The 26,753-nt window shown below is 69.6% G+C and carries 20 protein-coding genes, 1 pseudogene and 1 riboswitch; of the genes and pseudogenes, 9 read left to right on the forward strand and 12 right to left on the reverse strand.

All coding sequences use genetic code 11. The features are described from left to right. Window positions 1-123 precede the first annotated feature (123 nt). Entirely contained in the window at window positions 124-945 is an 822-nt protein-coding gene (locus tag MST3598_RS05190; protein WP_051668037.1) for a hypothetical protein, read from the forward strand. Between the two features lie 123 nt (window positions 946-1,068). Here MST3598_RS05190 and MST3598_RS05195 read toward each other — a convergent pair whose 3' ends face one another. Further along, on the reverse strand, window positions 1,069-1,527 hold the full coding sequence (locus MST3598_RS05195) for a GNAT family N-acetyltransferase (protein WP_021198850.1): 459 nt from the start codon (window positions 1,525-1,527) through the stop codon (window positions 1,069-1,071). 175 nt (window positions 1,528-1,702) lie between these two features. Here MST3598_RS05195 and MST3598_RS05200 point away from each other — a divergent pair, with 175 nt between their 5' ends. After that, window positions 1,703-3,922, forward strand: coding sequence for an NADP-dependent isocitrate dehydrogenase (locus tag MST3598_RS05200; protein ID WP_029258563.1), 2,220 nt, complete (start codon window positions 1,703-1,705; stop codon window positions 3,920-3,922). Window positions 3,923-4,207: 285 nt separating this feature from the next. On the opposite strand, the gene MST3598_RS05205 is transcribed toward MST3598_RS05200, so the two are convergent. Both MST3598_RS05205 and MST3598_RS05210 read right to left on the reverse strand, forming a co-directional pair. Then, on the reverse strand, window positions 4,208-5,707 hold the full coding sequence (locus MST3598_RS05205; protein WP_029259526.1) for a L,D-transpeptidase family protein: 1,500 nt from the start codon (window positions 5,705-5,707) through the stop codon (window positions 4,208-4,210). 99 nt (window positions 5,708-5,806) lie between these two features. Further along, window positions 5,807-6,211 carry a RidA family protein gene (locus tag MST3598_RS05210; protein ID WP_021198847.1) on the reverse strand — a complete coding sequence of 135 codons (405 nt, stop codon included), beginning with the start codon at window positions 6,209-6,211 and terminating at the stop codon, window positions 5,807-5,809. A gap of 26 nt (window positions 6,212-6,237) precedes the next feature. Here MST3598_RS05210 and MST3598_RS05215 point away from each other — a divergent pair, with 26 nt between their 5' ends. From MST3598_RS05215 to nagB, 5 genes are all read left to right on the forward strand, one after another. Next, window positions 6,238-7,455, forward strand: a complete 1,218-nt coding sequence (locus MST3598_RS05215) for an alanine racemase (protein WP_231494453.1) — start codon at window positions 6,238-6,240, stop codon at window positions 7,453-7,455. Continuing rightward, the gene (locus tag MST3598_RS05220; RefSeq protein WP_029259528.1) at window positions 7,446-10,772 is read left to right on the forward strand and encodes a family 20 glycosylhydrolase; all 3,327 of its coding nucleotides are present in this window, start codon (window positions 7,446-7,448) and stop codon (window positions 10,770-10,772) included. The genes MST3598_RS05215 and MST3598_RS05220 overlap by 10 nt, the downstream gene beginning before the upstream one ends. A gap of 79 nt (window positions 10,773-10,851) precedes the next feature. Further along, window positions 10,852-12,039, forward strand: a complete 1,188-nt coding sequence (locus MST3598_RS05225) for an ROK family transcriptional regulator (RefSeq protein WP_021198844.1) — start codon at window positions 10,852-10,854, stop codon at window positions 12,037-12,039. Between the two features lie 43 nt (window positions 12,040-12,082). Continuing rightward, window positions 12,083-13,048: an ROK family protein gene (locus tag MST3598_RS05230; protein WP_021198843.1), complete on the forward strand. Its 966-nt coding sequence runs from the start codon at window positions 12,083-12,085 to the stop codon at window positions 13,046-13,048. After that, window positions 13,041-13,820 (forward strand): glucosamine-6-phosphate deaminase, encoded by a 780-nt coding sequence (gene nagB / locus MST3598_RS05235; protein ID WP_021198842.1) that lies wholly within the window; start codon window positions 13,041-13,043, stop codon window positions 13,818-13,820. Before MST3598_RS05230 ends, nagB begins: the two co-directional genes overlap by 8 nt. Window positions 13,821-13,848: 28 nt before the next feature. Here the strand turns inward: nagB and MST3598_RS05240 are convergent, their stop codons facing one another. From MST3598_RS05240 to MST3598_RS05265, 6 genes and pseudogenes are all read right to left on the reverse strand, one after another. Next, on the reverse strand, window positions 13,849-14,256 hold the full coding sequence (locus MST3598_RS05240) for an NUDIX hydrolase (protein ID WP_021198841.1): 408 nt from the start codon (window positions 14,254-14,256) through the stop codon (window positions 13,849-13,851). After that, window positions 14,249-15,612: pseudogene (locus MST3598_RS05245) on the reverse strand (FAD-binding oxidoreductase). Before MST3598_RS05245 ends, MST3598_RS05240 begins: the two are co-directional and overlap by 8 nt. Before the next feature lie 38 nt (window positions 15,613-15,650). Continuing rightward, window positions 15,651-16,022, reverse strand: coding sequence for a YrdB family protein (locus MST3598_RS05250; protein WP_029259531.1), 372 nt, complete (start codon window positions 16,020-16,022; stop codon window positions 15,651-15,653). A gap of 9 nt (window positions 16,023-16,031) precedes the next feature. Further along, window positions 16,032-18,032, reverse strand: a complete 2,001-nt coding sequence (locus MST3598_RS05255; protein WP_168436361.1) for a sigma-70 family RNA polymerase sigma factor — start codon at window positions 18,030-18,032, stop codon at window positions 16,032-16,034. Window positions 18,033-18,749: 717 nt separating this feature from the next. After that, entirely contained in the window at window positions 18,750-19,922 is a 1,173-nt protein-coding gene (gene nagA, locus MST3598_RS05260; protein ID WP_096359476.1) for an N-acetylglucosamine-6-phosphate deacetylase, read from the reverse strand. Next, window positions 19,919-21,430, reverse strand: a complete 1,512-nt coding sequence (locus MST3598_RS05265) for a family 20 glycosylhydrolase (protein ID WP_081860195.1) — start codon at window positions 21,428-21,430, stop codon at window positions 19,919-19,921. Before MST3598_RS05265 ends, nagA begins: the two co-directional genes overlap by 4 nt. A 107-nt stretch (window positions 21,431-21,537) precedes the next feature. After that, a riboswitch (ZMP/ZTP riboswitch) is annotated at window positions 21,538-21,622 on the forward strand. A gap of 40 nt (window positions 21,623-21,662) precedes the next feature. Between MST3598_RS05265 and glyA the strand changes: the two genes are divergently transcribed. Next, window positions 21,663-22,937: a serine hydroxymethyltransferase gene (glyA, locus tag MST3598_RS05270; protein WP_021198835.1), complete on the forward strand. Its 1,275-nt coding sequence runs from the start codon at window positions 21,663-21,665 to the stop codon at window positions 22,935-22,937. A gap of 124 nt (window positions 22,938-23,061) precedes the next feature. Continuing rightward, complete coding sequence (locus MST3598_RS05275) at window positions 23,062-23,940, forward strand: bifunctional methylenetetrahydrofolate dehydrogenase/methenyltetrahydrofolate cyclohydrolase (protein ID WP_021198834.1); 879 nt, start codon at window positions 23,062-23,064, stop codon at window positions 23,938-23,940. Window positions 23,941-24,020: 80 nt separating this feature from the next. Here MST3598_RS05275 and MST3598_RS05280 read toward each other — a convergent pair whose 3' ends face one another. The 3 genes from MST3598_RS05280 to MST3598_RS05290 form a co-directional block, all read right to left on the reverse strand. Further along, a complete protein-coding gene (locus MST3598_RS05280; RefSeq protein WP_029260482.1) occupies window positions 24,021-24,578 on the reverse strand; it encodes a hypothetical protein in 558 nt (185 codons plus the stop codon). A gap of 130 nt (window positions 24,579-24,708) precedes the next feature. After that, window positions 24,709-25,431, reverse strand: coding sequence for a DUF6882 domain-containing protein (locus tag MST3598_RS05285; RefSeq protein ID WP_021198832.1), 723 nt, complete (start codon window positions 25,429-25,431; stop codon window positions 24,709-24,711). A gap of 38 nt (window positions 25,432-25,469) precedes the next feature. After that, the gene (locus MST3598_RS05290; RefSeq protein WP_029260483.1) at window positions 25,470-26,699 is read right to left on the reverse strand and encodes an MFS transporter; all 1,230 of its coding nucleotides are present in this window, start codon (window positions 26,697-26,699) and stop codon (window positions 25,470-25,472) included. Window positions 26,700-26,753: the final 54 nt, after the last annotated feature.

Genomic DNA, 26,753 nt, shown 5'->3' on the forward strand with positions numbered 1-26,753 from the left:
CTCGACTGCTGCGACCACGCCCGCCTCATCGTCCCGGCGAGGCGATCGCGGCCGCAGCAGTCGAGACCTCGGGCGAACGTCCGGGGGCGCGCATCGAGCGCGGTGCGTGGGTAGCATCGAGGTATGGACCCGTTGCTGCTCGTTGCCGAGTGGTGGTGGATCGCGCCGAGTGCGGTCGCCGCGGGGACGGTGGGGGTGATGGGAATGCGTCGTCGCAACAGCACGGTGAGCGGACGCCGCCTCGCAGTCGATGCTGCGCGTCATGATCTCAGGGAGGCGCAACTGGCCGCGGCCGAGAGGCGCACCGCCTGGAAGATCGCACGCGCCGACCTGGCTCGCGTCACCGCTGAGCGGGCGGCGCAGCGGGCGACGGCCGAACAGGTGGCCGGTGCGCGACGGATGCTGAAGGAGCGGGAGCGTGATGCGAAGGCCGCCTCGGCCGATGTCCGCGCGCGTCAGGTGCGTCTCAACGCGGCGCGGGCCGCGGTGCCCTCGGCATCGGAGCCCCGTCCCTTGGAGCGGCTGCACGCCGCTCACGATGCTGTGACGGCGCGGTGGATGCGGTACGAGACCGATCCGGCACTGCAGATCTCCTATCCGGCGATGACCGACGTCAAGAGTCCCGAGACGGCGGCCTACTTCCGTGCTGCCGGCCACGCGACGGACATGCGCCGCGCGGCGGCCGGACGCATCACCCCGGCGGAGTTCGCCGCCTATCGCGATGCCGTCGCCGAGCTCGAGCGCGCGTTCGAAGCGGCCGAGCACGCCGCGAAGGTGCAGGCGGGGGAGGCGCCGACCACGGCAGCGTGGCAGGACGCTGCGCAGGACATGCTCAGCCGCTCCGCGGAAGCCCTCGACCGAGCGGCCGGTGCGGCTGCGGCCGCCCTCACGTCGTGGACGAATCGGCGCAAGCCCGGCGGTGGCAAGCCGGACGAACGCCCCTGAGTCACGAGGGGGACGCCACGACAGTGCGTCACGTGAGGAGGTCGTGAGAGCGCTCCCCCGGAACCCCGTGAAAGGGCGACGAGGTCTCGATGGGGGAGGGGATTCGAGACCCCGCCGCCCGGCCTAGGTCGTGACCCGGATCTCGGCGATGACCTCGCCGTAGGCGGTCTCGCCCACGGGGGTGAAGCCGACGCGGTGGAAGAAGGTCTCCGGACCGCCCTCGCCCGCCTCGTAGATCACGTTGACGTGGTCGACGCCGCGCGCGCGGGCCTCATCGACGAGCGCCTCGACGGCGTACCGGCCGACACCGCGGCCCTGGTCGTCGGCATCGACGTTGATGCGCCACAGCACTGAACGGAAGTGCTCTTCCGGTGCCTCCGCGTCGAAGTTGGCGCTGACGAAGCCCACGACCTCGTTGCGGTCCAGGATCACCCGCTGCCAGGAGGTCTGCGGGTTGATGACGGTCGCTGCGATCCCGTACGAGACCGGAGCGAGGAACTGCTCCTGCCCGGGCTTGAGCGACAGGTTGTTCACGGCGACGATCGTCGCAGCGGAGAGTTCGACCATGCGCAGTTCGGACATGGACCCAGGCTAACCCCTCCCGGCAGGCGCGACACCTTTCCGGACAACATTTCGCTGCGCTCTGGCCGTTCGTCGATATGGGGTGGCCACCGGTCGTGGGCCGAGGCCGCAGGGCCAGACCGGCTCAGGTATCTTGGTATCGAGACAAATTTCCCCGCGAACGGAGTACCTCCCGGTGACCGACGACGCCATCATCTACACGTACACAGACGAGGCACCGGCGCTCGCCACCGCCTCGTTCCTCCCGATCATCCAGGCATTCACCGGCCAGGCCGGTATCGAGGTGGAGACGCGCGACATCTCGCTGGCAGGCCGCATCCTCGCCGCCTTCCCGCAGAAGCTCACCCCGGAGCAGCAGGTGGGCGATTCGCTCGCCGAGCTCGGCGGTCTCGCCACGCTCCCGGAGGCGAACATCATCAAGCTGCCGAACATCTCGGCGTCCATTCCGCAGCTGAAGGGGGCCATCGCCGAGCTTCAGAAGCAGGGCTACGACATCCCCGACTTCCCGGACGAGCCGTCCTCGCTCGAGGAGAAGGACGTCCGCGCTCGTTACGACCGCATCAAGGGGTCCGCCGTGAACCCGGTGCTGCGTGAGGGCAACAGCGACCGACGTGCCCCATTGGCAGTGAAGAACTACGCGAGGAAGCACCCGCACCGCAACAAGCCCTTCGCCTCGGGCTCCAAGACGCGCGTCGCGACTCTCGGTCACGACGACTTCAAGCACAACGAGCGCTCCTGGGTCGCCGCACACGACGACGTGCTGAGCTTCCGCCACACGGCGGAGGACGGAACGGTCACGATCCTGAAGGAGGGGCTCAAGGTCCTCCCGCGCGAGATCATCGACGCGACGTTCCTCTCCGCCAAGGAGCTCGACGCGTTCCTCGCCCAGACGCTCGAAGAGGCCAAGGCCGACGACGTGCTGTACTCGGTGCACCTCAAGGCGACCATGATGAAGGTCAGCGACCCGATCATCTTCGGTCACGTCGTGAAGGCGTTCTTCGCAGACGTGTTCGCGCAGTACGGAGACAAGCTGGCCGCTGCGGGCCTCAGCGCGAACGACGGGCTCGGCTCGATCCTCTCGGGTCTCGCGAACGTGGCTGACGGCGCCGAGATCGCCGCGGCCTTCGACAAGGCCATCGCCGAGGGTCCGCGCCTGTCGTACGTGAACTCCGACAAGGGCATCACGAACCTGCACGTGCCGAGCGATGTGATCGTCGATGCGTCGATGCCGGCACTGGTGCGCAACGGCGGCAAGCTCTGGGGCAAGGAGGGCGAAGAGGCCGACACGCTCGCCGTGATCCCCGACTCCTCGTACGCGAGCGTCTATCAGGCTGTGATCGACGACGTGATCGCGAACGGTCCGCTCGACCCGGCCTCGATCGGCACGGTTCCCAACGTCGGGCTGATGGCGCAGGCGGCTGAGGAATACGGCAGCCACGACAAGACGTTCGAGATCGCGGCAGACGGCATCGTCCAGGTGCTCGACAGCGAGGGCACCGTGCTCATCGAGCACACGGTCGGCAAGGGCGACATCTGGCGCGCGACGCAGACCAAGCACATCCCGGTGATGGACTGGGTCAAACTCGCGGTGACCCGTGCCCGTGCGACCGGCGACCCCGCCGTCTTCTGGCTCGACGCGAACCGTTCGCACGACGCGCAGATCATCGCCAAGGTGCACCAGGGTCTCGCGACCCTCGACACCAAGGGCCTCACGATCACCATCCTCGCGCCGGAGGAGGCCACGCGTTACACGCTCGCTCGCATGCGTCACGGGCTCGACACGATCTCGGTCACCGGCAACGTGCTGCGCGACTACCTGACCGACCTGTTCCCGATCCTCGAGGTCGGTACGAGCGCCAAGATGCTCTCGATCGTGCCGCTGCTCGCCGGCGGCGGCCTGTTCGAGACCGGTGCCGGAGGCTCGGCGCCCAAGCACGTGCAGCAGCTCGTCGAGCAGAACTACCTGCGTTGGGACTCGCTCGGTGAGTTCTTCGCGCTGGCTGCCTCGCTCGAGCACTTCGCCGACCGCACCGGTAACGAGAAGGCCCGAGTGCTCGCCGAGACGCTGGACGCCGCGACCGGGACGTTCCTCGAGGAGGACCGCTCGCCCGGTCGTGCTCTGGGCACGATCGACAACCGCGGCAGCCACTTCTACCTGAGTCTGTACTGGGCTCAGGAGCTGGCGAAGCAGACGAAGGACGCCGACCTCGCTGCGGCGTTCGCACCGATCGCCGCGACGCTCGCGCAGAACGAGGAGGCCATCGTCTCCGAGCTCAACGCCGTGCAGGGCGCGCCCGTCGAGATCGGCGGCTACTACCGTCCGGACGACGCGTTGGTCGAAGCGGTCATGCGTCCGTCCGCGACCCTGAACGGTATCGTCGACGCACTACGCTGAGCAGTCGACGCATAAGTCGACAGAAGGGGGCGGACGCCGCGGCGTCCGCCCCCTTCTGCGTACCCGCGCGGAAGCCCGCGTCGTGTCCGCGCGGAAGCCCGCGTCGTGTCCGCGCGGAAGCCCGCGTCGTGTCCGCGCGGAATGCCGCGCCGGGCGCGCGGGTGCTCGGGTGGCGCGTCCTGTCTGCGGACTCGACCTGATCGCGTGATGCCGGAGCGCGACGATGCGGTCGTCGGCAGCGGGGGACGCGTCTGTCCCTCCACGTGCGCAGAGGGACAGCGCTCGTCAGTAGTGGACGGAGACCTCGAGGCCCTTCGGGGACCAGTCGTAGACGTACTTGGCGAGGTCGATCGGCAGGTTGACGCAACCGTGGCTCATCCGCTGGCCGAAGTTGTTGTGCCAGTAGGTGCCGTGGAAGCCGATGTTCGGGGCGAACCAGGTGATCCAGGGCACGTCCTTGGTGCAGTACGGGGCACCTTCGTAGCAGCCCATGTCCTGGATGCGGGTGTGCGCGAAGACCGTGAAGTTGCCGGTGGGCGTCAGCGTTCCGGGAAGGCCGGTCGACACGGCCCACGAGTTCACGACCACGTTGTTCTCGTAGAGAACGGCGCGCTGCGAGCTCAGGTTGATGTCGATGCGGCGGAACAGGCTCACCGTCTCGAACGGCGTCTCGGTGACCGAAAGCGCGAAGGCGCCGTTGCCGGCGGCGAGCTGGTCGGCGAACTTCTCTGCGATGCCGGAGGTGTCTCCGAGCGCTCGCCCCGCGACGCCCTCCTGCTCTGCGCGCAGCACGGTGCCGGCGGAGTTGACGATGTTGGTCGCATTGACCGGCGCGCGGTCGACGAGAGCGGGAAGACCGTCGACGGTCGCCTGGATCGCCTGCGGATCGGCGTGGATGCGCAGCTGACCGTCGTCGTCCGAGACCGTGAGCCAGGTGGCGACGACGGCGGGATCCACCGGTACGGTGCGCTCCTCGCCGACATAGAACCCGACGGTGGGGAGCATGGTGTTGAGAGCCGTGGCCGTGGCGGTGGCATCGTCGTCCGAGACGGCGGGCAGGGCCTCGGCGGCGTCGCCCGAGTACTCGAGCGTGGTACGGCCTTCGCCGACCGCCTCGGTGAAGGCGGCGTTGAGCGCGGTGAGGTCGATGCCGGTTCCGGTTTCGGCCGGGGTGATGACGAAGGTGCCGCTCGCGGCATCGAAGACGACACCCGCGTCCACGGGGTCGTCGAAGCTGGTCGGTACCGCGTCGCGCAGTGCGGTGGTCGCCTTCTCGGCGTCGAATGCGATCTCCGCCGGCACGGGCTCGCCCATCCACGCGCCGAGGTTCCACAGCGGGTGCTCGGCGAAGGCCTTGTCGGCGAGAGCGGTCGCGTCGACGGTGACGCCGAGGTCGGCGCCGGTCAGGACAGTGCCGTCTCCGTCTCCCGTGAGGGCGATCTCGGTCTCGGCCAGGTGGGAGTCGATCGCGTCGGCTGCGGCTCCGGGTGTCATCCATCCGACGGGAATTCCCGCGACCGTGGTGCCCGGTGCGATGAGGATCATGGATGCGGCGCCGGCGCCGAGTGCGACGACGCCCAGGCCCAGTCCGATCCAGAGGCCGAGGCGGCGCTTCTTGGGAGACGGCTCGATGGGCGCCCAGGCCAGGGGCTGGTCGCCTGTGGTCGGTGGAACGGTCTCGGTGGGAGCGTCCGTGGGAGTGAGCACTGCAGTGGGCGCGGAGTCATCTCCACGCGCCTCGGCTGCTGCGCCCGGCGCAGAAATCAGATCGGTCACGAACTTCACCCCCCGGTTCTCAAACGTGTCCTGACGTCCAATGGTACGGGATGGGAGGTAACGGGGAGGCAACGGTCCGTGATAGCGTTCCTCCCCGCTTCGCCCCGGTCAGTCGACGATGGCGATGCCGTCGATCTCGACCAGCATCTCCTCGCGCGGCAGGCCGGTGAAGACGGTGGTGCGCGAGGGCAGCACCCCGTTCGTGGTGTGCGCGGTCACGAACTCCCCGTAGGCGTCGTTCATGATCGGGAAGTCCTCGCGCTTGGTCAGGTAGACGCGCAGCATCACGACATCGTCGAACGTCGCGCCGGAGGCTTCGACGATCGCCTTCACGTTCTCGAGCGTGCGGGTGGTCTGGGCGGCCACGTCGCCGGGGAACAGGTACTCGTTCGTCGTCGGGTCGACGGGGCCCTGACCGGACACCTGCACGAACGGGCCCTTGCGGATCCCCTGCGAGAACGTGTGGGCGGGGGCGGGGGCGGCATCGGTGGAAACGCGGATCTTCTCGGTCATGCCGTCAAGCCTAGTAGCATTGTTAGATGCCTCTACAAATTCCGGATCCCGTTCTCGGCGCCTGGACGAAGGGCTTCCCGGCGCATGCTGCGGGACTGCGTCTCGCCGAGGTGGCCGAGGCCGGCCTGCACCTCTCCGATCTGGTCACCCCGGTCCTGACGGTGCATGAGGGTGCCCTCGCGCACAACGAGGAGACCGTCTTCACCTGGGCGAAAGACCGTGGCGTGCTGCTCGCTCCACACGGCAAGACCACCATGGCGCCGGCCCTGTGGCAGCGGCTGCTCGACGCGGGCGCGTGGGGGATCTCGGTCGCGACGCCCTGGCAGGCCGAAGTGGCCGTGGATGCCGGCGTCTCGACCGTGCTCATCGCGAACGCCGTCACCGATCCCGCGGCGGTGCGCCGACTGGGATCCCTGCTCGGTGCGGACGACGGGCTGCGTGTGCTGTGCTGGGCCGACTCCCTCGACGGCGTCATGATCCTCGCGAACGGCATGCGCGATGCGTCGCGTCCGCTCGACGTGCTGGTCGAGCTGGGCGGCGCACACGGTCGAACCGGCGCGCGCACGGTGGCGGAGGGGGAGCGCATCGCGCAGGCCATCGCCGCCGCCCCGGGACTGCGCCTCGCGGGCGTCACCGGATACGAGGGGCCGTTCGGGCCGGACCGCAGCGATACCTCCGTGGCCGCGGTCGACGCCTACCTGGAGATGCTCATCGAGCTGCACACGCGGCTGGAGTACCCGGACGACGTGCGCCCTGTGCTGAGCGCCGGCGGCAGTTCCTTCCCCGACCGGGCGGCGGCGGTGCTCGGGACGGTGGGCGCCGAGGCGGATGTCGTGCTGCGCTCCGGCGCCTTCCAGATCCACGACGACGGCTTCTACTCCCGTATGTCGCCCTTCGGGCCGCTCACCGGGACCGCACCGCTGCGTTCTGCGATGCACGCCTGGTCGCGCGTGGTGTCGCAGCCCGAGGACGGCCTCGCGCTGCTCGACGCCGGTCGTCGAGACGTGCCCTTCGATCTCGACCTGCCCGTTCCCCAGAGCGTCGCGGGTGCGATCACCGCGCTGAACGACCAGCACGCGTTCCTGAGCCTCGCGGATGACGCGAGGGTCGCCGTCGGCGATGTCGTGCGGCTGGGACTCTCACATCCCTGCACGGCGTTCGACAAATGGCGGGTGGTCGCGGTGATCGACGATCCGGACGCCGCCGACCCGCGGGTGATCGGAGCGGTGGCGACATGCTTCTGAGCGCGGAGAAGGCGGCCGCCGGCCTGGTCCGGGTCTATCGCGGAGCCACCGTCATCGACGGGACGGGCGCGCCGAGGTATGTCGCCGACGTCGCCGTGGAGGGGAAGAGGGTGGTGGCGATCATCCCCGAAGGGGCATCGGAGCCGGTGCTCGCGCTTCCCGACGGGGCTGTGGAGGTCGGAGCCGACGGCCTCGTGCTGGCCCCCGGATTCATCGACATGCATGCGCACAGCGAACTCGCCGTGTTGAGCGGTGCCGCGCACGACGCGAAGATCCGCCAGGGCGTCACGACCGAGGTGCTCGGTCAGGACGGGCTCGGGTACGCGCCCCTCGACGATGCGGCGGCCGCGGTCATCCCCGCGCAGATCGCCGGATGGAACGGCATGCCCGCCGAGGTGCCATGGCGGACGATGGACGATCTGCTCGTGGCGATCGACGCCGCAGCGGTCGCGAACGCCGCTGTCCTCGTACCGCAGGGGAACCTGCGGATGATGGTCGTCGGTCATGAGAACCGTCCGGCGACGTCGGCCGAGGTGTCCGCCATGGCCGACCTCCTGGGCGAAGCGCTGGATGCGGGAGCGTTCGGGATGTCGAGCGGACTCACCTACACGCCGGGGATGTACGCCGACACCGCCGAGCTCGAGGCGCTGTGCCGCGTCGTCGCCGAACGCGGCGGCTACTGGGCGCCGCACACCCGCAGCTACGGGGGAGGGGCGCTCGAGGCATACCGCGAAGCGCTCGACATCGGCCGTCGCACGGGATGCCCCGTGCATCTGACCCATGCCACCATGAACTTCGCTCCGAACCGGGGTCGCGCGCGTGACCTGCTGACTCTGGTCGACGAGGCGATCGCGGATGGCGTGGACGTCACGCTCGACACGTATCCCTATCTTCCCGGCGCCACCACCCTCTCCGCACTGCTGCCCAGCAGGCTCGCAGCCACCGGCGATCTGCTCGGTGCCATCGCCGGGCTCGACAGTGCCGGCCGAGAGGCCGTGCGCGTGGAGCTCGAGGAGGTCGGCTGCGACGGCTTCCACGGTGAGAAGGCCGATTGGACGCAGATCCAGATCTCCGGCACCGCCGATCCGGCCCTGGCCGATCTCGTCGGACGCACCATCGCCGAGATCTCCACCACGACCGGCCGCCGCGCCGTCGATGTGGTGCTCGACACGATCCTCGACGATGCCGGGGCCACCGGGATCCTGATGCACATCGGCGACGAGGAGAACGTCCGCGCGATCATGCGGCATCCGCGGCACGCGGGCGGAAGCGACGGGATCCTGATCGGTGCCCGGCCGCACCCGCGCGGGCGCGGCACATTCCCGCGATACCTCGGGCACTACGTGCGCGAACTCGGCATCCTCACCTGGGAGGAAGCCGTCCGTCACCTCTCCGGAACTCCGGCCAGGCGTCTGGGGCTCGATCGCGGCGATGCACCCCGTGGCATCGTCACGCAGGGTGCGACCGCGGACCTGGTGCTGTTCGATCCGGAGACCATCGCGGCGGGAGCGACCTTCGAGGCGCCTTTCACCGCCCCGCAGGGCATCGTCGAGGTACTGGTCGACGGCGTACCGGTGGTGTCGGACGGTGACGTCACCGGACTCATTCCCGGCCGCGCGCTGCGGATGCCGCCGCCGCCGCACCGTGCAACGGTGCCGCGCGTCGATGCTCGTATCGATCCGGCCGCCCCGGGATTCCTGTGGACGGAACGGACGCCGATCCGCACCGCTTCCGGTATCACCGCTTCCGGTATCACCGCTTCCGGTACCACCGCTTCTGGTCTCACCGCCGCTGATCTCCGCGCATCCGTGGCGCGCCTGGGCGGCGAGGGAGGCGACGGCGAACTCTCGCCGATCCGTCTGGTGATCGACGAGTCCCTCGGCGCGGATGCCGCCGTCGCCGGCCGCATCGGCGACGAGGCCTTCCGGGTGACCGTGAGCGCGTCCGGGATCGAGGTCAGGGGCGCGAGTCCCGTGGGCGTGTTCCGGGGCGCGACCACACTGCGACAGCTCCGGGACTCGGATGCCACGACGGCGCTGATCCCCGCGGGGGTCTGGCAAGGGGCGCCCGCGTACAGCTGGCGCGGAGCCATGCTCGACGTCGCCCGGCACTTCCGGAGCGTCGAGGAGGTCCGCCGGTTCATCGACCTTCTCGCCGACCATCACCTGAATGTCCTGCATCTGCACCTCACCGACGACCAGGGTTGGCGTTTCGAGGTGCCCGGCTTCCCCCGGCTCACCGAGGTGGGCGGGCGGCGGGAGGCGACACAGCTGGGACACGGTCCGTCGTCGACCGTCGTCCCCGGTGTGCACGAGGGGTTCTATACGACGGCGGAACTGCACGATCTGGTCGCTTACGCTCGCGAGCGATTCGTGACCCTCGTGCCGGAGGTGGAACTGCCGGGGCACATCCAGGCGGGCCTCGCCGCGTACCCCGAGCTCGGCAACCTCGACGTCGGGGAGCCGGCGCCCTCCGCCTGGGAGCGCTTCGGGGTGAACCCGCGCACCCTGGCGCCCACGGATGCCGCTCTGGCCTTCGGACGTGCGGCGATCGATGCGCTGTGCGATGCCTTCGATTCGGAGTGGATCGGGATCGGCGGCGACGAGGTGCCGGTCACCGAGTGGGCGCAGAGCGCAGCGGCCGGCGCGCGGATGCGTGAGCTCGGCCTCGCCACGCCGCATGACGTGCAGCCGTGGTTCACCGCGCACTTCGTGGCGCACGTGCGTTCCCGGGGGCGCACCGCGCTTGCCTGGGACGAGGTTCTCGAAGGGGATGTCCCCGAGGGGGTGCGCATCCTCGCCTGGCGCGGCCCGGCGGCGATGCGCGAGGCGCTGCGTCTCGGTATCGAGGTCGTGGCGTGCCCCGACCTCGAGGTCTATCTCGACTACCCGCAGTCGGAGTCCGAGGAGGAACCGATCAGGGTCGGTCCGCCGCTCACGATCGAGCGCGCCTACACGCTGCGCGTCGTGGATGGCGCAGTGGGGGGACAGGCGAACGTGTGGAGCGAGCATCTGCCGACAGCGGATCGCGTCGACTTCGCGGTGTTCCCGCGTCTCTCGGCGATCGCCGAGAGACTCTGGGAAGGAGGCGACGCCGCACCGTATGCCGGCTTCGGACGCCGCCTGCCGACCCATCTGCGCCGGCTCGCCGCCGCCGGGGTGCGGTATCGTCCCCTTGACGGTCCGCAACCCGCTCAGCGCCGTCCCGGCGTGCCGGGGAAGCCGCTCACGATCGAGGCGCGGGAGCAGATCGTCGCGGGCCTGGTGGAGCGTCTCCTCGAGCGCTCGAACACGGTCGCCGAAGACGATCGAAAGTAATGTAACGTTTCGGTAACCCTGCTCGCGCGTCCGCGGGTAGAGGTTGCGCAAATTTTGTTCGTAAGGTCTACTAACAAACATGTCCGTTTCGGATGAACAGCGTTCCGCATCGCCGTCAGAGTACGTCGGTGCGAATGCGCACGCCTTCGGCCCCGGGCGCCACCTGCGCTCACGATCCAAGGTGCTGCCCGAGCACGCACGAGGGCACAACCGCGCCCTCGTGCTGCAGACGCTCTACCACGCCGGCGCGATGAGTCGTGCCGACCTCTCCCGGGAGACCGGACTCACCCGGGTCACCATCTCCGACCTGGTCGCAGAGTTCATCGCCGACGGCATCGTGATCGAGATGGGCGTCCGTGAGGCCGTCGGCCCCGGCAAGCCGCCGATCCTCATCGACATCGACCGCTTCGGGCATCAGATCGTCGGTCTCGACCTCTCCGGACCGGACGCCTTCACCGGTGCGGTGCTGAGTCTCGACGGAGATGTGCTCGAGCGGCGCGAGGTGGCCCGCCCCGCATCGCCCGACGGCGAGGCGGCCTATGCGGCACTGCGTGAGCTGGCGGACGCCCTCGTCGCCGCATCGACCCAGCCTCTGCTGGGTGTGGGAATCGGCACGCCCGGTGTGGTGCGTCCCGATGGCCTCGTCCTCAGCTCGCCCAACCTCGGCTGGACGAACTTCCCGCTCGAGGCGAAGCTCGGCGTCGACCTCGACCTTCCCGTCCTCGCCCGAAACGACGCCAACGCAGCGGTGCTCGCGGAGTACACCTTCGGTGACGCCAAGGCCGACTTCATGCTGATCAAGATCGGCAAGGGCGTCGGCGCCGGTCTCATCACCGGCAGCCAGCCTCTGCTCGGCAGCCGCTTCGCCGCAGGGGAGATCGGTCACGTCGTGGTCGGAACCGACGGCGGACCGCGCTGCGCGTGCGGCAAGGACGGCTGTCTCGAAGCGTGGCTCAGCGTGAGCCGCCTCGGCGCGGCGATCGCTGCGGACCCCGATGCGCGAGACGAGATCCTCCGTGATGCCGGAACGCGGATGGCCATCGCGGTCGCCCCGATCGTCGCGGCGCTCGATCTCTCCGAGGTCGTGCTCTCCGGACCGGCCGAGCTGCTCGACGGCATCCTGATCGACGCCGCCATCGAGACGCTGCACGCGCGGACCCTCGAGGGCGTCTTCGAGGATGTCGTGGTACGGCTGACGCACCAGGAGGACATCGTCCTGCGAGGAGCCGCCGTCATGGTGCTCTCCGGACAGCTGGGAGTGTCGTGATCGTCGACGCCACCATCACCGTCACGGCAGGGAGCAGCATCCGATGATGGGTGCCGGCAGTGCCGACCGCTCCGGTCGGCCCATTCGAGTGGGCCTGGACGTCGGCGGTACGAAGATCGACGCGGTCGCCGTCGATCCGTCCGGAGACATCCGGGGGAGACTGCGCCGACCGACCGGCTGGGGTGACGACGCCGTCGTCGAGAGCATCGTCGCGGCGGTCACCGCCCTCGCCGTCGAGAGCGGATTCGCCCTCGACGACGTCGGATCCGTGGGGATCGGGATCCCCGGACTCGTCGACGCCGAGGCCGGCCGCGTGGATCACGCCGTCAACCTCGGGGTGGAGTCCCTGGACCTCGCTGCCACGGCCGAGCGTGCACTCGGTGTCCCCTTCCGGGTGGAGAACGACGTGAAGGCCGCGGCGCTCGGAGCCGCGGTGCTGAGCGGAGTCGCCGGGTCCATGGCCTACCTGAACCTCGGAACGGGCGTCGCCGCCGGAATCGTGATCGACGGGCGCATCTGGCGCGGCGCGCGGGGAACGGCCGGCGAGGTCGGTCACCTCTCGGTCGATCCGCGTGGACGACTGTGCGGCTGCGGACAGCACGGCTGCGTCGAGACCTTCTGCGGTGGGGGCGCGCTGGCCAAGGCGTGGGGTCGCCCCGGTGCGCTGCCGATCCGGGACATCTTCGACGCGGCGGACGCCGGCGATCCGCTGGCACTCTCCCTTCGCGACGACCTCTACCACGGAGCCGCAGCCGCCGTGCGGGTTCTCGTGCTCTCCGCCGACGTCGAGACGGTGGTCATCGGGGGAGGACTCACCGCTCTCGGAGACCGGCTCGAGAACGGCATCCGCGCCGCCCTGCACGCGGGCGCCGAGGCGTCACCGTTCATGCGGTCGCTCCGCCTGGATGAGAGAATCGAACTGCTCCCCGCGGGTTCTCCCGCCGCCGCATTCGGCGCCGCACTCGTCGGCGCTTCCATCACCGAGAAGGAGATCGTTCCCCATGGCTGAGGTCGTCATCGTCGAGAATGCCGAGGCTGCCGGTGCGTTGGTCGCCACCGAGATCGTGGAGCTGATCGCGCGTCGTGCGGATGCGGTCCTCGGCCTCGCCACCGGATCGACACCGCTGCCGGTGTACCAGGCGCTGCGCACGCAGCTCGCGGGTCACGACGTCTCGCAGGTGCGCGGCTTCGCCCTCGACGAGTACGTCGGGATCGACCCCGCGCACCCGGAGAGCTACCGCTCCGTCATCACCCGTGAGGTCGTCGAGCCGCTCGGCCTCGACCCGCAGCGCATCCATGTCCCCAACGGTGCGCAGGCGACGATCCAGCACGCGGGCGATGACTACGAGGCGGCCATCGATGCCGCCGGGGGCGTCGACCTGCAGATCCTCGGCATCGGCACGGACGGACACATCGGCTTCAACGAGCCCGGATCGTCGTTCGCGTCCCGCACTCGCGTGAAGACGCTCACGGAGCAGACGCGCGAAGACAACGCCCGCTTCTTCGACTCGATCGACGACGTTCCCATGCACTGCATCACCCAGGGGCTCGGAACGATCCTGAGGGCGCGTCACCTCGTGCTGCTCGCCTTCGGCGAGGGCAAGGCCGAGGCCGTCGCCGGAGCGGTCGAGGGACCGCTCACGGCTCTCCTGCCCGGTTCTGCGATCCAGCTGCACCCGCACGCCACGATCGTGGTCGACGAAGCCGCGGCGTCGCGCCTCGCACTCGCCGACTACTACCGCTACACGTTCGCCAACAAGCCCGCCTGGCAGGGCATCTGAGGCCTGCCCGAGCGCCGCGCCGGCGCGCTCAGCTCGCCGGCGCGGGCCAGGCGATCGGGAGCAGGTGCTCGACGCTCAGCGGCGCCAGCGGAAGCGTGGCGACGTCGGCCGGGGTGATCCACCGCAGCTCGGCGAGCTCTGCCTGAACACTCACCGCCCCGGGGTCGACGGAGGTCGCGAAAGCCTCTGCGACGACCCGGTGCCCCGGTTCGTTCGCTGCCGCGGAGACGAACGTGCCGAGAGGCTCGAGGTCGGCTTCGTCGAGGACCAGCCCGAGTTCCTCGTCGAGCTCGCGGATCAGCGTCTGCGCGGCGGACTCGCCGGCCTCGGGCTTGCCGCCCGGCTGCATGAACATGGTCGTGCCCTGCTTGCGGACGACCAGCACGCGTCCGGACTCATCGACGATCACCGCCGCGCTCACATGGATGTCAGGCATCGGAGGCGAACACCTTTCCGGGGTTGAGGATGCCGAGCGGATCGAACACGGCGGCGATCTGACGTTGGAGCTGCCATTGGTCGTCACCCAACTCCTCGGCGAGCCAGCGCCGTTTCAGGACTCCGATGCCGTGCTCGCCTGTCAGGGTGCCGCCGAGACGGATGGCGGCGCGGAAGAGCTCGTCTGCTGCCGCCCACACGTGCGGCGGCGTCTCCGTCCCCTCGAAGATGAAGTTCGGGTGCAGGTTGCCGTCGCCGGCATGGGCGACCGTCGGGATCACGATGCGGTACTCGCGCTCGATGCGCGCGATCTCGTCGAACATCGCCGGCATGGCGCTGCGCGGTACCGAGACGTCTTCGATCAGCGTCGTGCCCAGCGATGCCATCGCTGCGTGCATCGACCGTCGGACGGCGAGGAGGCGCTCGCCCTCGTCGCGGTCATGGGAGACGATCACCGCCCCCTCGTGATCGCGCAGGATCGCGGCGATCGTGTCCGCTTCGGCGGCAGCCGCCGGGCCGTCCGTCTGGATGGTCAGCTGGGCCGCGCCCTCCAGGGAACAGCGAGCGCGAGGAGAGCATGCACGGCGGAGAGGCTCGCGGCGTCCATCAGCTCCATGATCGCCGGCTGGACGCCGGCAGCGGTGACGGCGGCGGAGGCGGCGGCCGCGGTGCGTACGCCGGGGAAGGTCGCGGTGACGGTGCAGATCTCGCCGGGGACGAGACGGCGCAGCTTCAGGGTGGCCCCGACGACGACTCCGAGCGTTCCTTCCGAGCCGACCATCAGTGCGGTGAGATCCAGTCCAGTGACGCCTTTGACGCTGCGGTGCCCGAGGTGCATCAGCCGCCCGTCCGCGAGTACCACGTCGACCCCGAGTACCGCGTCGCGCACGACGCCGTACTTGGCGCAGAGCAGACCGCCGGCGCCCGTGGCGATGTTGCCGCCGACGGTCGAGATGTCGCGACTGGCGGGGTCGGGCGCCCACCACAGCCCGTGCTCGGAGAGTGCGGCGTTGAGGTCGGCGTTCAGGATTCCGGGCTCGACCACGGCGAGCAGATCATCGGGACGGATCTCGTTGATCGCTGTCATCCGGCGCAGCGACAGCACGATCTCGCCGGTTCCTGCGTTCGCGGCGCCCGCCAGCCCGGTTCCGGCGCCGCGGATCACGACCGGAGTGCGGGTGGCGGTGGCGATGCGCATGGTCTGCTGCACATGCTCGATCCGCTCCGCGTGGACGACGGCGAGTGGACGGCCCACTGCGGCATGACCGGAGCGGTCGGCCCTGGCCTGTTCGAGCGAGGCATCGTCGGTGTCGACGAGCGCTCCGAGGGATTCCTGCAGGAGGGAGAGGGCGCTCATGATGGCGTGCTCACGACGGAGTGCTCACGAGAGAAGCCTTAAGACAGCGCGCGTCGGCCGCTGAGCACACCGGCGGCCACCGCGACGAGGGCGAAGGCCGTGCCGATGAGCGCCTGGCCCATCGACCACCAGGCGATGGTGACTCCGACGTAGATCAGCAACTCGACGGCGGCGCGGAGGAAAGGGTGCACGCGCAGGACCGGACGCGGCGACAGGAACAGCGCCCAGATCAGGATCACGACGACGGGGGCTCCGACGCCGATGACGACGTTCCAGGGAAGATCCCAGCTCGCGAAGCCCCAGAGGGCGAGAGAGGCCACGGCGACGATGAGGACGACGGCGCGGACGATGTCGAGAGCGGTGATGACCGGGCGGTCGACGCCGGGGACAGGAGCTGGATCCGAGGACATGGATCCAGTCTATTCGGCGGCGGGGGCGTCCTCAGCCGGGGCAGCGGCGGCCTCGGTCAGAGGCGCAGGTGCGGGTTCGGTCGAGTCTGCGGGGACAGGCGTGGCCTCGACGGGCGTGGCCTCGACGGGCGCGGGATCGACGGGTGCGGGGTCGACGGGTGCAGGTGCGGGAGCCGTCACAGGGTCGGCCACCGACGTCGGCTCGGACGCCGCAGGTGAGGTGGTCGACACATCGCTCGCGGTGTCCGGCGTCGCGGTGGCGGACACGATCGGAGCCTCCTCTTCCGGACCCTCGGGACGGTTGGGCTCGAGCTCGAGCAGTGTGGTGACCGTGGAGGGGCTGGTGCCCGACGCGAGGACGTAACGGAAGGTGACGGTTGTGATGTCCGCGTCGACGAACTGCCAGAAAGTCGGGCGGAGATCGATGACGCCGAAGCCGGACTCGTCGAGCAGGATGCTGTCACCGCCGCCGGTGCTGTCGTCGAGAAGGGCCTCGACCCTTTGACCGGCCATTCCGGTGATCGGAACGCTGTAGTGGACCTGGAGGCCGTTGAACCAAATGGTGGCGGTCTCCCACGCGGGAGCCTCCGTGGGGACACCCGGGTCGACCGGGTCCACGGGGTCGACCGGGTCCACGGGGTCGACCGGGTCCACGGGGTCGACCGGGTCCACGGGTGGCACCGTGACCGGAGGGGGCGTGACGGGAGGGAGGGTGGCGGGAGGCGCGGCGGCGGCCGGACCCACCTCATCTGCTCCCGGCACCGGATCCACGGCCGGCGGCGCAGGAGGCTGCTCCGGTACGGTGACCGGCGGCTCGATGACGACGGGCTCGTCGAGGCTCAGCTTCTCGTCCGGTCCGACGTCCGCCGAGATCGACGACGGGTCCTCGTCCCCCGCGCTCGGAAGCGAGGTCGCCGGGTCGGCGCCGGCGAGTCCGGGAAGGATCGTGGCGGCAGCGACGACACCGGCGACCACCAGAGCGGCCGATCCCACACCGACGAGCGCGCCGATCCCGGTGAACACACCACCCGCGGATCCGGCACCGGCGGATGAGCCGGCGGTGCCTCCCGCCGAGCCGCCGGCCCCGCCACCGGAACCTGAACCACCGGTCGCAGCGAGGCCCGTCGCGGCGTGTGAAGCACCGGGGTCACCGGCGAAGACGGCTCCGGGAATGCTCGACGGCATGGCCGCCAGCGCGACGATCGGCGTGCCGGCGCCTTGCAGCGTGGCGAGGTAGCCGGCGGCGCCGGTGACGCCGAGGACGAGAGGCAGGAGCACCAGGGCGAGACGCTTGGAGACATCTTTCGCCTCGGCCGCGACGATCATGCATCGAGCGCACTCATCGAGGTGCAGCTCGAGCCGCTTGTGGTCGCGCGTGCTGAGGTTGCCACGTGAGTAGGCGCCCAGGTGCTCGATGGTCCACTGGCACTCGGAGCCGTCTTCGGCGCTGCGCAGATGCGCCTGGATCCAGGCTTCGCGCAGACCCTCGCGGGCGCGGAAGGCCAACTGCGACACGGCGCCGGCCTTCATCCCGAGGAGAGGGCCGACCTCCTGCGGCTTCATCTGCTCGATCTCGGTGTACCAGAGCACCTCCTGCCAGCGGGAGGGGAGACTGCGGAAAGCCTGCGCGGTGAGGCTGCGGTCGAGTGCCTCGCTCGCAGCCTGATCGGTGGTGTCGGGGTCGGCGACGGTGTCGAGTTCATCGATCGCGGTCTCGCGGCGGGCGCGTCCCCAGCCTGCCGCCGTGTTGCGGATGCTCGTGAACAAGTAGGCGCGGAAGGATCCGTTCGGCCCGCCCCCTTTGATGATCGCCTGATAGATGCGCGTGTACGACTCCTGCACGAGGTCATCGGGGTCGATCGACGAGGTGACCGAGCGGGCCACGGAGAGACCCGACGGGTAGTGTCGTCGCCAGAGTTCACCGAACGCCTCCGTGTCGCCCGAACGGGTGCGGAGGATCAGGTCGGCGTCGCCGATCGCTTCGTCGTGTGTCGTGTTCTCTTCGTGCACAATCATCCATCTGTCGCCGGGCGCAGGTGCGCCTCCACGGGAAGAGACGCATGAGAGCGCCTCTCATCACGCGACTTCTCCATTCTCTCGCGAATCTCCCAGGGAAGCCACCCTTTCCCGGAACTCCAAGGCGATGCCCGGGTTCGCCAGAGGTGCCGCTGGAGCCGGATGTCGGGGGTCCCCGAAACTCGTACGAAGGAATTTCGAGAAGTCGCGTAATGAATCGGGAGGAGTGTCGTCTCATCCCATGTAGACAGCCGTGAGGATTCCACCGGGGGGCGGGATCCAGGCGCTGGTGCGGGGGGTATTCGCACTGGTCGGGCAGGTCGGGATCCTCGGGGGAGGAGAACCCGGCCGCCCGTCTCACGAGAGGGAACGAGGCCGCCGATCTGGGGAGCGGCGGCCTCCCGCACGTTCGATCCGAGGATCGGGAAGAACTTCTCGAAGGAATTTCGAGAAGTCGCGTAATGAATCGGGAGGAGCGTCGTCTCATCCCATAGAGACAGCCGTGAGGATCCCACCGGGGGGCGGGATCCAGGCACTGGTGCGGGGGGCATTCGCACTGGTCGGGCAGGTCGGGATCCTCGGGGGAGGAGAACCCGGCCGCCCGTCTCACGAGGGGGAACGAGGCCGCCGATCTGGGGAACGGCGGCCTCCCGCCCCGTCACACATGCATGACCGGAGAGCGCAGAGCTGCGCGTCGCGCGCGGCGCCGTCTCAGACGAGCAGCCGGGGTCCTGACCACACGCGCGCGACGCGCAGTTCCGCATCCAGGAGCACGGCGTCGCCGAGCATCCCGTTGCGCAGACCGCCGAGAGCGGAATCGCGGCCGATCGCCCGTGCCGGCGTCTCCGTGAGCGCGCGGACGGCCTCGGGCAGCGACACGCCTGCCTGCACCGTCCGCCGCAGGGCCACGTCCTGCGTCAGCGTCGATCCGGCGATCGATCCGGTGTCGTCAGCCCTCGCCACGCCGTCGCGCACCGTGACGCTCACCGCGCCGAGGTCGTAGTGGCCGTCGGCACTCCCGGCGGCCGCCATCGCATCGGTGATCAGCGCGACCCGCCGGGGGGCGGAGTCGAAGACGAGCTTGACGACGTGCGGGTCCAGATGCACGTTGTCGGCGATGGCCTCGAGCACCACACGATGATCGGCCGCCGCCGCGAGAACCGGCCCCGGAGCGCGGTGATGGATCCCCGGCATCGCGTTGAACGCGTGGGTGAGGATGGAGGCTCCCGCCTCGAACGCGGCGATCGCCATGGCGGCATCCGCATCGGTGTGGCCGACGGCGGCCGCGGAACCCGCTGCCACGATCTGTCGGATCGCGTCGATCCCGCCGGGGAGCTCCGGCGCGATGGTGACCTGACGGACGGTGCCGCGGCCGGCATCCAGGAGGCGGGAGACATCCGCGGCCGCCGGATGGCGGAGAAGCGAGGGTTCGTGGGCTCCGTGATGCCCGGGGTCGAGGAAGGGCCCCTCGAGGTGCGATCCCAGGATGTCGGTATCCGTCTCGGTCAGATCCGCGATGAGCGCGACACTGCGGGCGAGGGAGTCCAGCGACGCGGTCACGAGCGAGATGACCGCGCGGGTGGTGCCGTGCGCGCGGTGCAGGTCTCGTCCGGTGCGGATCGCCTCCATGCCGTCGTCGAACGCGGCACCGGCGCCTCCGTGCCCGTGGATGTCGATGAAGCCGGGAGTGAGCAGGGCGCCCGCGCCGGCGACGGCGGTCGCGTCGACGATCTCGTCCGCCGGCGTCCACTCCGATCCCGTCCCGCGGTCCGTCACGACACCGTCCTCGACCCGGATCCAGCCGTCCTCGACGATGTCGCCGCGATCGATGATCCGCGCGGAGTGGATGACCAGCGAACCGGTCGAAGAGGAGTGGGTGCTCAACGTGCGCTCCAGGGGATCTCGTCTGCGGGGTGGAAATCGACCCCTTCAGCCTTCCACAGCGGCGCCAACGACCCGACCCGCAGGCGGAACGACTCCCACGTGCGCTCCGGTGCCTCTCGTGGCGACCAGGCGACCTCGGCCTGCGCAGCGGCGCGCGGGAAGACCAGCTGCTCGACCTCGTCGATCGTGCGGGTGGTCTCCGACCAGAGAGGGGCCTCCACACCGAGGATCGCGGCCTCGGGGACGTCGAGCACCGCGGTGGGCTCCCACTCGTAGGCGGAGCGGACGTCGATGATCGCCGCCCAGGTGAGTCCGAGGGGGAAGTCCTCCGTGTACTTCATGTCGAGGTAGGTGACGTCAGCCGCCGACATGAGGAGAGCACCGCCCCGCTCGACGAAATGGGCGGCCTCCTCGGCGTGAGTGCCTTCGGGCGTGGTCTTCCCCCAGTACTGCCCGACGGTGCCCTCGGCGATGTTCGCCGCGGAGCCCATCTCGTGCCAGGCCATCGGGATCTTCCCCTCTTCCACGACGATCGAGGTCGCGCGCGCGGCGAACAGATCGAAGTCGTCCTGGGGAGTGCCGAGCGACTCGTCGCCGCCGATGTGGATGTACGGCCCCGGCGTCATCTCGGCCAATTCGCGGACGACGTCGCGCACGAACTCGTACGTGCGCTCCTCGTGGATGCGGACGCTGGAATGGCCGACACCCCAGCCGAGGTAGGTCTCGCCGGCGACGGGCAACGGCTGGCCCAGACGCGCGGAATCCGCGATGAGGTTGTCGTTCAGCACCGGCGCCTCGACGAGCTCGGGGTAGGCCACGCCGATCGCGTGGGTGTGCCCGGGCAGGTCGATCTCGGGGATCACGATCATGTGGCGCGAGGCGGCGTACGCCACGAGCTCGCGGTAGTCGTCTTTCGAGTAGAAGCCGCCGGGGTCGCCGTTCGCCGACGTGCCGGAGGCGCGCTCGGTGAGCAGCGGCCAGGAGTCGATGTGCACGCGCCACCCCTGGTCGTCGCTCAGGTGCAGGTGCAGGTGGTTGAACTTGAGCGCACTCGTGCTGTCGATGAACCTCTTCACATCGTCGACGCCGAAGAAGTGCCGGGCGACGTCGAGCATGACGCCCCGTCGCGGGAAGCGCGGGGAGTCCGCGACGTCGGCGCGGAGCAGCGCCCAACCGGAGTCGTCCTGGCGCAGCAGCTGCAGCAGTGTCTGCACGCCGTAGAAGAGCCCTGCCTCGTCGGCCCCGACGACGATGGCCTGATCGCCGATCTCGAGTGTGTAGCCTTCCGGCGCCGAGGATTCCGGGTCGACGATCAACTCGATGTCGGCGGGGGCCTCGTCGACGACGGAGAGCCGGATGCCACTGCGGCGCTCGACCGCGTCGATCAGCTGGGCGGCTGCGGGGGAGGAACCGCGCACGCGCGTCTTCGCGGTTATCGGCATCCGTCCCTCTCGTGCGACGGCGGACACGGGCACGGGAACGAGCGGAAGAGGATGAGGAAGGACCATGAACAAAACCTACCCGTCGGTGCCGCTCAGCGGAATGGCAGAACTCGAATCGATTCTGTGACCGCCATGAGACGGCAGCGTGCGCGGCGGCTCGCATCGGCTATGCTCGTAACCGTCGCGACTGGCGTCTGGGTGGACTACCACCGGGGAGCGACTGACCACGGAATTCGACCGCGCGCCTGGGCCGATAGGAACACCCCTTTCGAATCCGTTGTCAAAGGAGCACGTCATCATGACCGACCGTTACTTCAACGCCCCGCTTTCCGAGGTCGACCCCGAGATCGCTCAGGTCCTGGATCGCGAGCTGAAGCGTCAGCAGACCTTCCTCGAGATGATCGCGTCGGAGAACTTCGTGCCCGTCTCGGTGCTGCAGTCGCAGGGCTCCGTGCTCACGAACAAATACGCAGAGGGCTACCCCGGACGCCGCTACTACGGTGGCTGCGAAGAGGTCGACGTCGCGGAGTCCCTCGCGATCGAGCGGGCCAAGAGCCTGTTCGGTGCGGAGTTCGCGAACGTGCAGCCGCACTCCGGCGCCTCCGCGAACGCGGCGGTCCTGCACGCGATCGCCCGTCCGGGCGACACCCTGCTCGGTCTGTCCCTCGACCAGGGCGGCCACCTCACGCACGGCATGAAGATCAACTTCTCCGGCCGTCTGTACGACATCGTCGCCTACGGTGTCGACCCCGAGACCTCGACGATCGACATGGCGGAGGTGCGTCGCCTCGCGATCGAGCACAAGCCGAAGGTCATCATCGCCGGCTGGTCGGCCTACCCGCGCACGATGGACTTCGCCGCGTTCCGTGAGATCGCCGACGAGGTCGGCGCGCTGCTCTGGGTCGACATGGCGCACTTCGCCGGTCTGGTCGCCGCAGGTCTGCACCCGAACCCGGTGCCCCACGCACACGTCGTCTCCTCGACCGTGCACAAGACGATCGGCGGCCCGCGCTCGGGCTTCATCCTCACCAACGACGCCGAGCTCGCCAAGAAGATCAACACCGCGGTGTTCCCCGGGCAGCAGGGCGGACCGCTCATGCACGTGATCGCGGCCAAGGCCACGGCGTTCAAGCTCGCCGGCACCCCCGAGTTCAAGGAGCGCCAGGAGCGTGTGCTGCGCGGGGCGAAGCTCATCGCCGAGCGCCTGTCGCAGCAGGACGTGAAGGACGCCGGCATCTCCGTACGCTCGGGCGGCACCGACGTGCACCTGGTTCTGGTCGACCTGCGCGACGCCGAGATCGACGGCAAGCAGTCCGAGGATCTCCTGCACGACATCCACATCACCGTGAACCGCAACGCCGTCCCGAACGACCCGCGTCCGCCCATGGTGACCTCGGGCCTGCGCATCGGCACGCCCGCGCTCGCGACCCGCGGCTTCGGCGATGCCGAGTTCACCGAGGTGGCTGACATCATCGCCCTCGCGCTGCTCCCGGGGGCCGACGTCGAGGCCCTGCGCGCCCGCGTCGACGCCCTGGCCGCCGCGTTCCCGCTCTACCCGGACCTGCAGCAGTAATTCCGCAGCACCTCCCTCTCGCGAGTGCACGGGGTACTGCCGAGCGCACGGCTTGTCGACGTGAACAAGCCGTGCGCTCGACGGGAGACCGTGCACTCGGCGGTGACGACGTAAGGAAGACACCATGACCGCGAAGATCCTCGACGGGAAGGCGGCTTCGGCCGCGATCCGGGCCGAGCTCACCGAGCGCGTCGCCGCGCTGAAGAGCAAGGGGGTGACGCCCGGGATCGCCACCGTGCTCGTGGGCGCCGACCCCGCGTCGCAGCTGTACGTGGGTATGAAGCATCGGCAGTCCGAGGCGATCGGGATGAACTCGATCCAGCGCGAGCTGCCGGCGGAAGCGACCCAAGCCGACGTCGAAGCGCTGATCGACGAGCTCAACGCCGACCCGGCCTGCCACGGTTACATCGTGCAGCTGCCGCTGCCCAAGCATCTGGACACCGACGCGATTCTCGAGCGGATCGACCCGGCCAAGGATGCCGACGGCCTGCACCCGACCAACCTCGGGCGCCTGGTGCTGAACGTCAACAGCCCGATCCACACGCCGCTGCCATGCACGCCGCGCGGGGTCATCGAACTGCTGTTGCGCAACGACTACGACCTCAAGGGCAAGCATGTCGTGGTGGTCGGGCGCGGCGTCACGATCGGACGCTCGATCGGACTGCTGCTCACCCGGCGCGACCTGAACGCCACGGTCACCCTCACGCACACCGGCACCGTCGACATGCCGCGCTACCTGCGTGAGGCCGACGTGATCGTCGCCGCGGCCGGCGTGAAGCACCTGATCCGCGCGGAAGACGTGAAGCCCGGCGCGGCCGTTCTCGACGTCGGTGTGACGCGCGAGACCGACGAGGAGACGGGGAAGAGCCTCGTGTTCGGCGACGTCGCCCCCGATGTCGCCGACGTGGCGGGCTACATCTCCCCGAACCCGGGAGGTGTCGGCCCGATGACGGTCGCGCTGCTCATGACCAACGTCGTGGAAGCGGCCGAACGGTCGCTCTGACGACGACCCTTCGCGCAGGAAAGGCACCCTCCCGGTGACGGGAGGGCGCCTTTCCTCGTTCCGGGCGCGTACCGCCCGGATCAGCCCAGCTCGTCGAGCATCCGTCGCTGCTCGGGCGTCAGCCCGTCACGGAGCTCGTCGCGGGCGGCGCGGGTCTCCGGTGACTCCGGCGGCGCGGCGGGCGCGGAGGATGGGGCCTTCGCGCCTCCCTGCACGCGTGCCTGCACCGAATCGTAGATCTCGCCCGCCTTCGCCCGCAGTCGATCGTCGATCTGGTCGTAGATCATCCAGCCGAACAGCAGTGCGAGCGGCGGCAGCACGAACGCCCAGAAGCCGGAGGCACGCACGCCGCTCAGCCACACCGTGAGCACCCAGATGATGAGCTCGACGAGATACACCAGGACGTACTGCACGACCTTCTCGCTGGTCCTGGTGCGCTCGGCGGCCGACTTCGCGGCCGACGTGCGGAAGGCCCCGGCGAGCAGCGGCTTCACGAACAGGGCGGCGAGGGTCAGGATGACGGACGCCCACAGTGCGTTCAGACCGACCGACACACCGGGCAGCAGCAGGCCGATCAGCAGCAGCACGGCGACGTCGAACACGTAGAGCGCGGCGAACCGGACGATTCCGTTCTTCATGCGCCCAGAATCCCACACATCCAGGGCGGATCACCCCTGAGCCTGCCCGATCACCCCTGACTGTGCCCGGTCACCCCTGAGCGTGCCCGATCACCCCTGCGCGTGCCCGATCACCCCTGCGCGTGCCCGATCACCCCTGACTGTGCAGTGTGCTCTCGATCCCGCTGATGCGGGCCTGCTCGTCGAAGCGGAACGTCGCGGTTCCCGTGGCATCCGACACCGTCGCCCCGGAGAACGCCTCATCGGTCCAGGTGAGCGTCCAGCCCGCGAGGCGGGCGAGGTCCCAGACCGCCGTGCGTGCATCGGGCAGGACGGCGGCGGAGAGCACGCGGGGGAGCGCGATGACCGCGTCGGCCACCGTGAGCGGCGCGAGCGGAGCGTCGAGCAGGAAGACCGCCCGTGTTCCGTTGCCGACCGGGGCGGAATAGTAGGGGGAGCGCCCGGTGAGCTCCACCGCGACGCCGCCGACCGTGTGGGCCGCCTGGGCGATCCATTCGTCGTCGCCGGAGACCTCGGCGGGGAACGCGACCTCGGCGGTGGTGAGTTCGGCGATGCCGTGCTCATTGCCGTATGCGTGCAGCTGAGCGGCGACTCCCTGCGGGTCGCCGCTCGGGTGTGCCCAGGCCCACAGCAGCGACCGGGGTCCCGGTGCGATCGTCGCGATCAGGTGCGCGCGGGCCACGAGCTGGCGGGACGGATCGGCGTCGGCCGTGAAGGTCAGCGTGCCGGCAGCCAGGTCCGCGTCCCAGCGGTGCTCGCCGAGGGCATCGGCGGCGGCGGAGAGAGCATCCTGACGGAGTGCGACGAAGAGGGCGGCACGATCGGCGAGGGGCTGGAGCGCGGCGAAGGTCATGCCGACAGTCTCGCGGTCGATGCTATGAATCCGCTAGTTCACGCGGAGATCGTCGCGGCTTCCGGGCGTCCCATCCGCCAGACGCTCGGCACCATCAGGGTGGCCAGCGCGATCACCGCGTACACGGCACCCGAGGCGATGAGCACGGTCGCGGGGTCGGCATGCGTGATCAGCCAGCCGTACACGAGCGTGCCGATCGGCATCACGACGAAGCTGCCGAGCATGTCGTAGCTCGACACCCGCGAGAGCTTCTCGCCGGGGATGTTCTTCATCATCGCGAGGTTCCACCCCGTGCTGAAGACCTCGGCCCCCGCCCCCGCGATGAACGCGGCCATGGCGAGCAGGACCACCGCGGGATGCACGCCCAGGATCGTCACGGGGATCGCGAAGGCGGCCATGCCGATCATGCCGTAGCGCAGCGGCCGTCGCAGCGGGAACCACATCAGCAGCAGCGTCATCAGCAGCACGCCGGCGCCCTCGGCGCTCACGACCCAGCCCCATCCGGTGATGCCGAGCAGATCGTTGTTCTTCGCGATGTACGGGCCCACGACACCCCAGGCGCCGACGTGGATGGCGTTCATGACCATGAAGGCCAGCACGATCGTCCACAGCCATGAGCGACTCCAGAACTCCCGCCATCCGATGCGGAGGTCGTGGAACATCGTGGTGCCGCCCGCGTGCGACGGGGGAGGGAGCTTCACCAGGGCCAGCACCGGGATCGCGATCACCCATCCGGTCGCCTGCACGACCATCACCCAGGCCGGGCCCGCGGTCGCCACCAGGACGCCCGCGATGATCGGGCCGCCGATGGTCACGGCTGAGCGCACGAAGGACAGCATCGCGTTCGCCTGCTGCAGATGCTCGGGAGTCGTGAGCTGCGGGATGATGCCCTGCATCGCCGGCAGCACGAACGCCGTCGAAGCGCCGTTGACGATCGAGAGCATCACGAGGAGCGGGATCGTGGCGTTGCCGGTGAACAGGAGCGCGGCGATCGTGCCGATCGACAGGATGTCGACCACATAGCAGGCCTGGATGATCAGCGCCCGGGGGAGTCGGTCGGCGATCACGCCGCCGAACAGCACGAACACGATGTTGCTCACCGTGAAGGCGGCGAGCACGAAGGACAGCGATCGCGCGTCGTTGTCGATCTCCAGGACCGCGAAGGCGAGGGCGATCGAGGACATCGACCCGGCGATCATCGTGATCGCCCGGGCGAGGAAGAACCAGCGGAAGTTGCGGTCCTGCATCGCGGCGAGCCCGCGGCTCACCTCACGACCTCGCTCCTGTGCACCCGGCTATCCTGCCACGGGCGGGAGTCGTTC

The sequence above is a fragment of the Microbacterium sp. TPU 3598 genome, assembly GCF_002356155.1.
In the GTDB taxonomy this organism is placed as follows: domain Bacteria; phylum Actinomycetota; class Actinomycetes; order Actinomycetales; family Microbacteriaceae; genus Microbacterium; species Microbacterium maritypicum_A.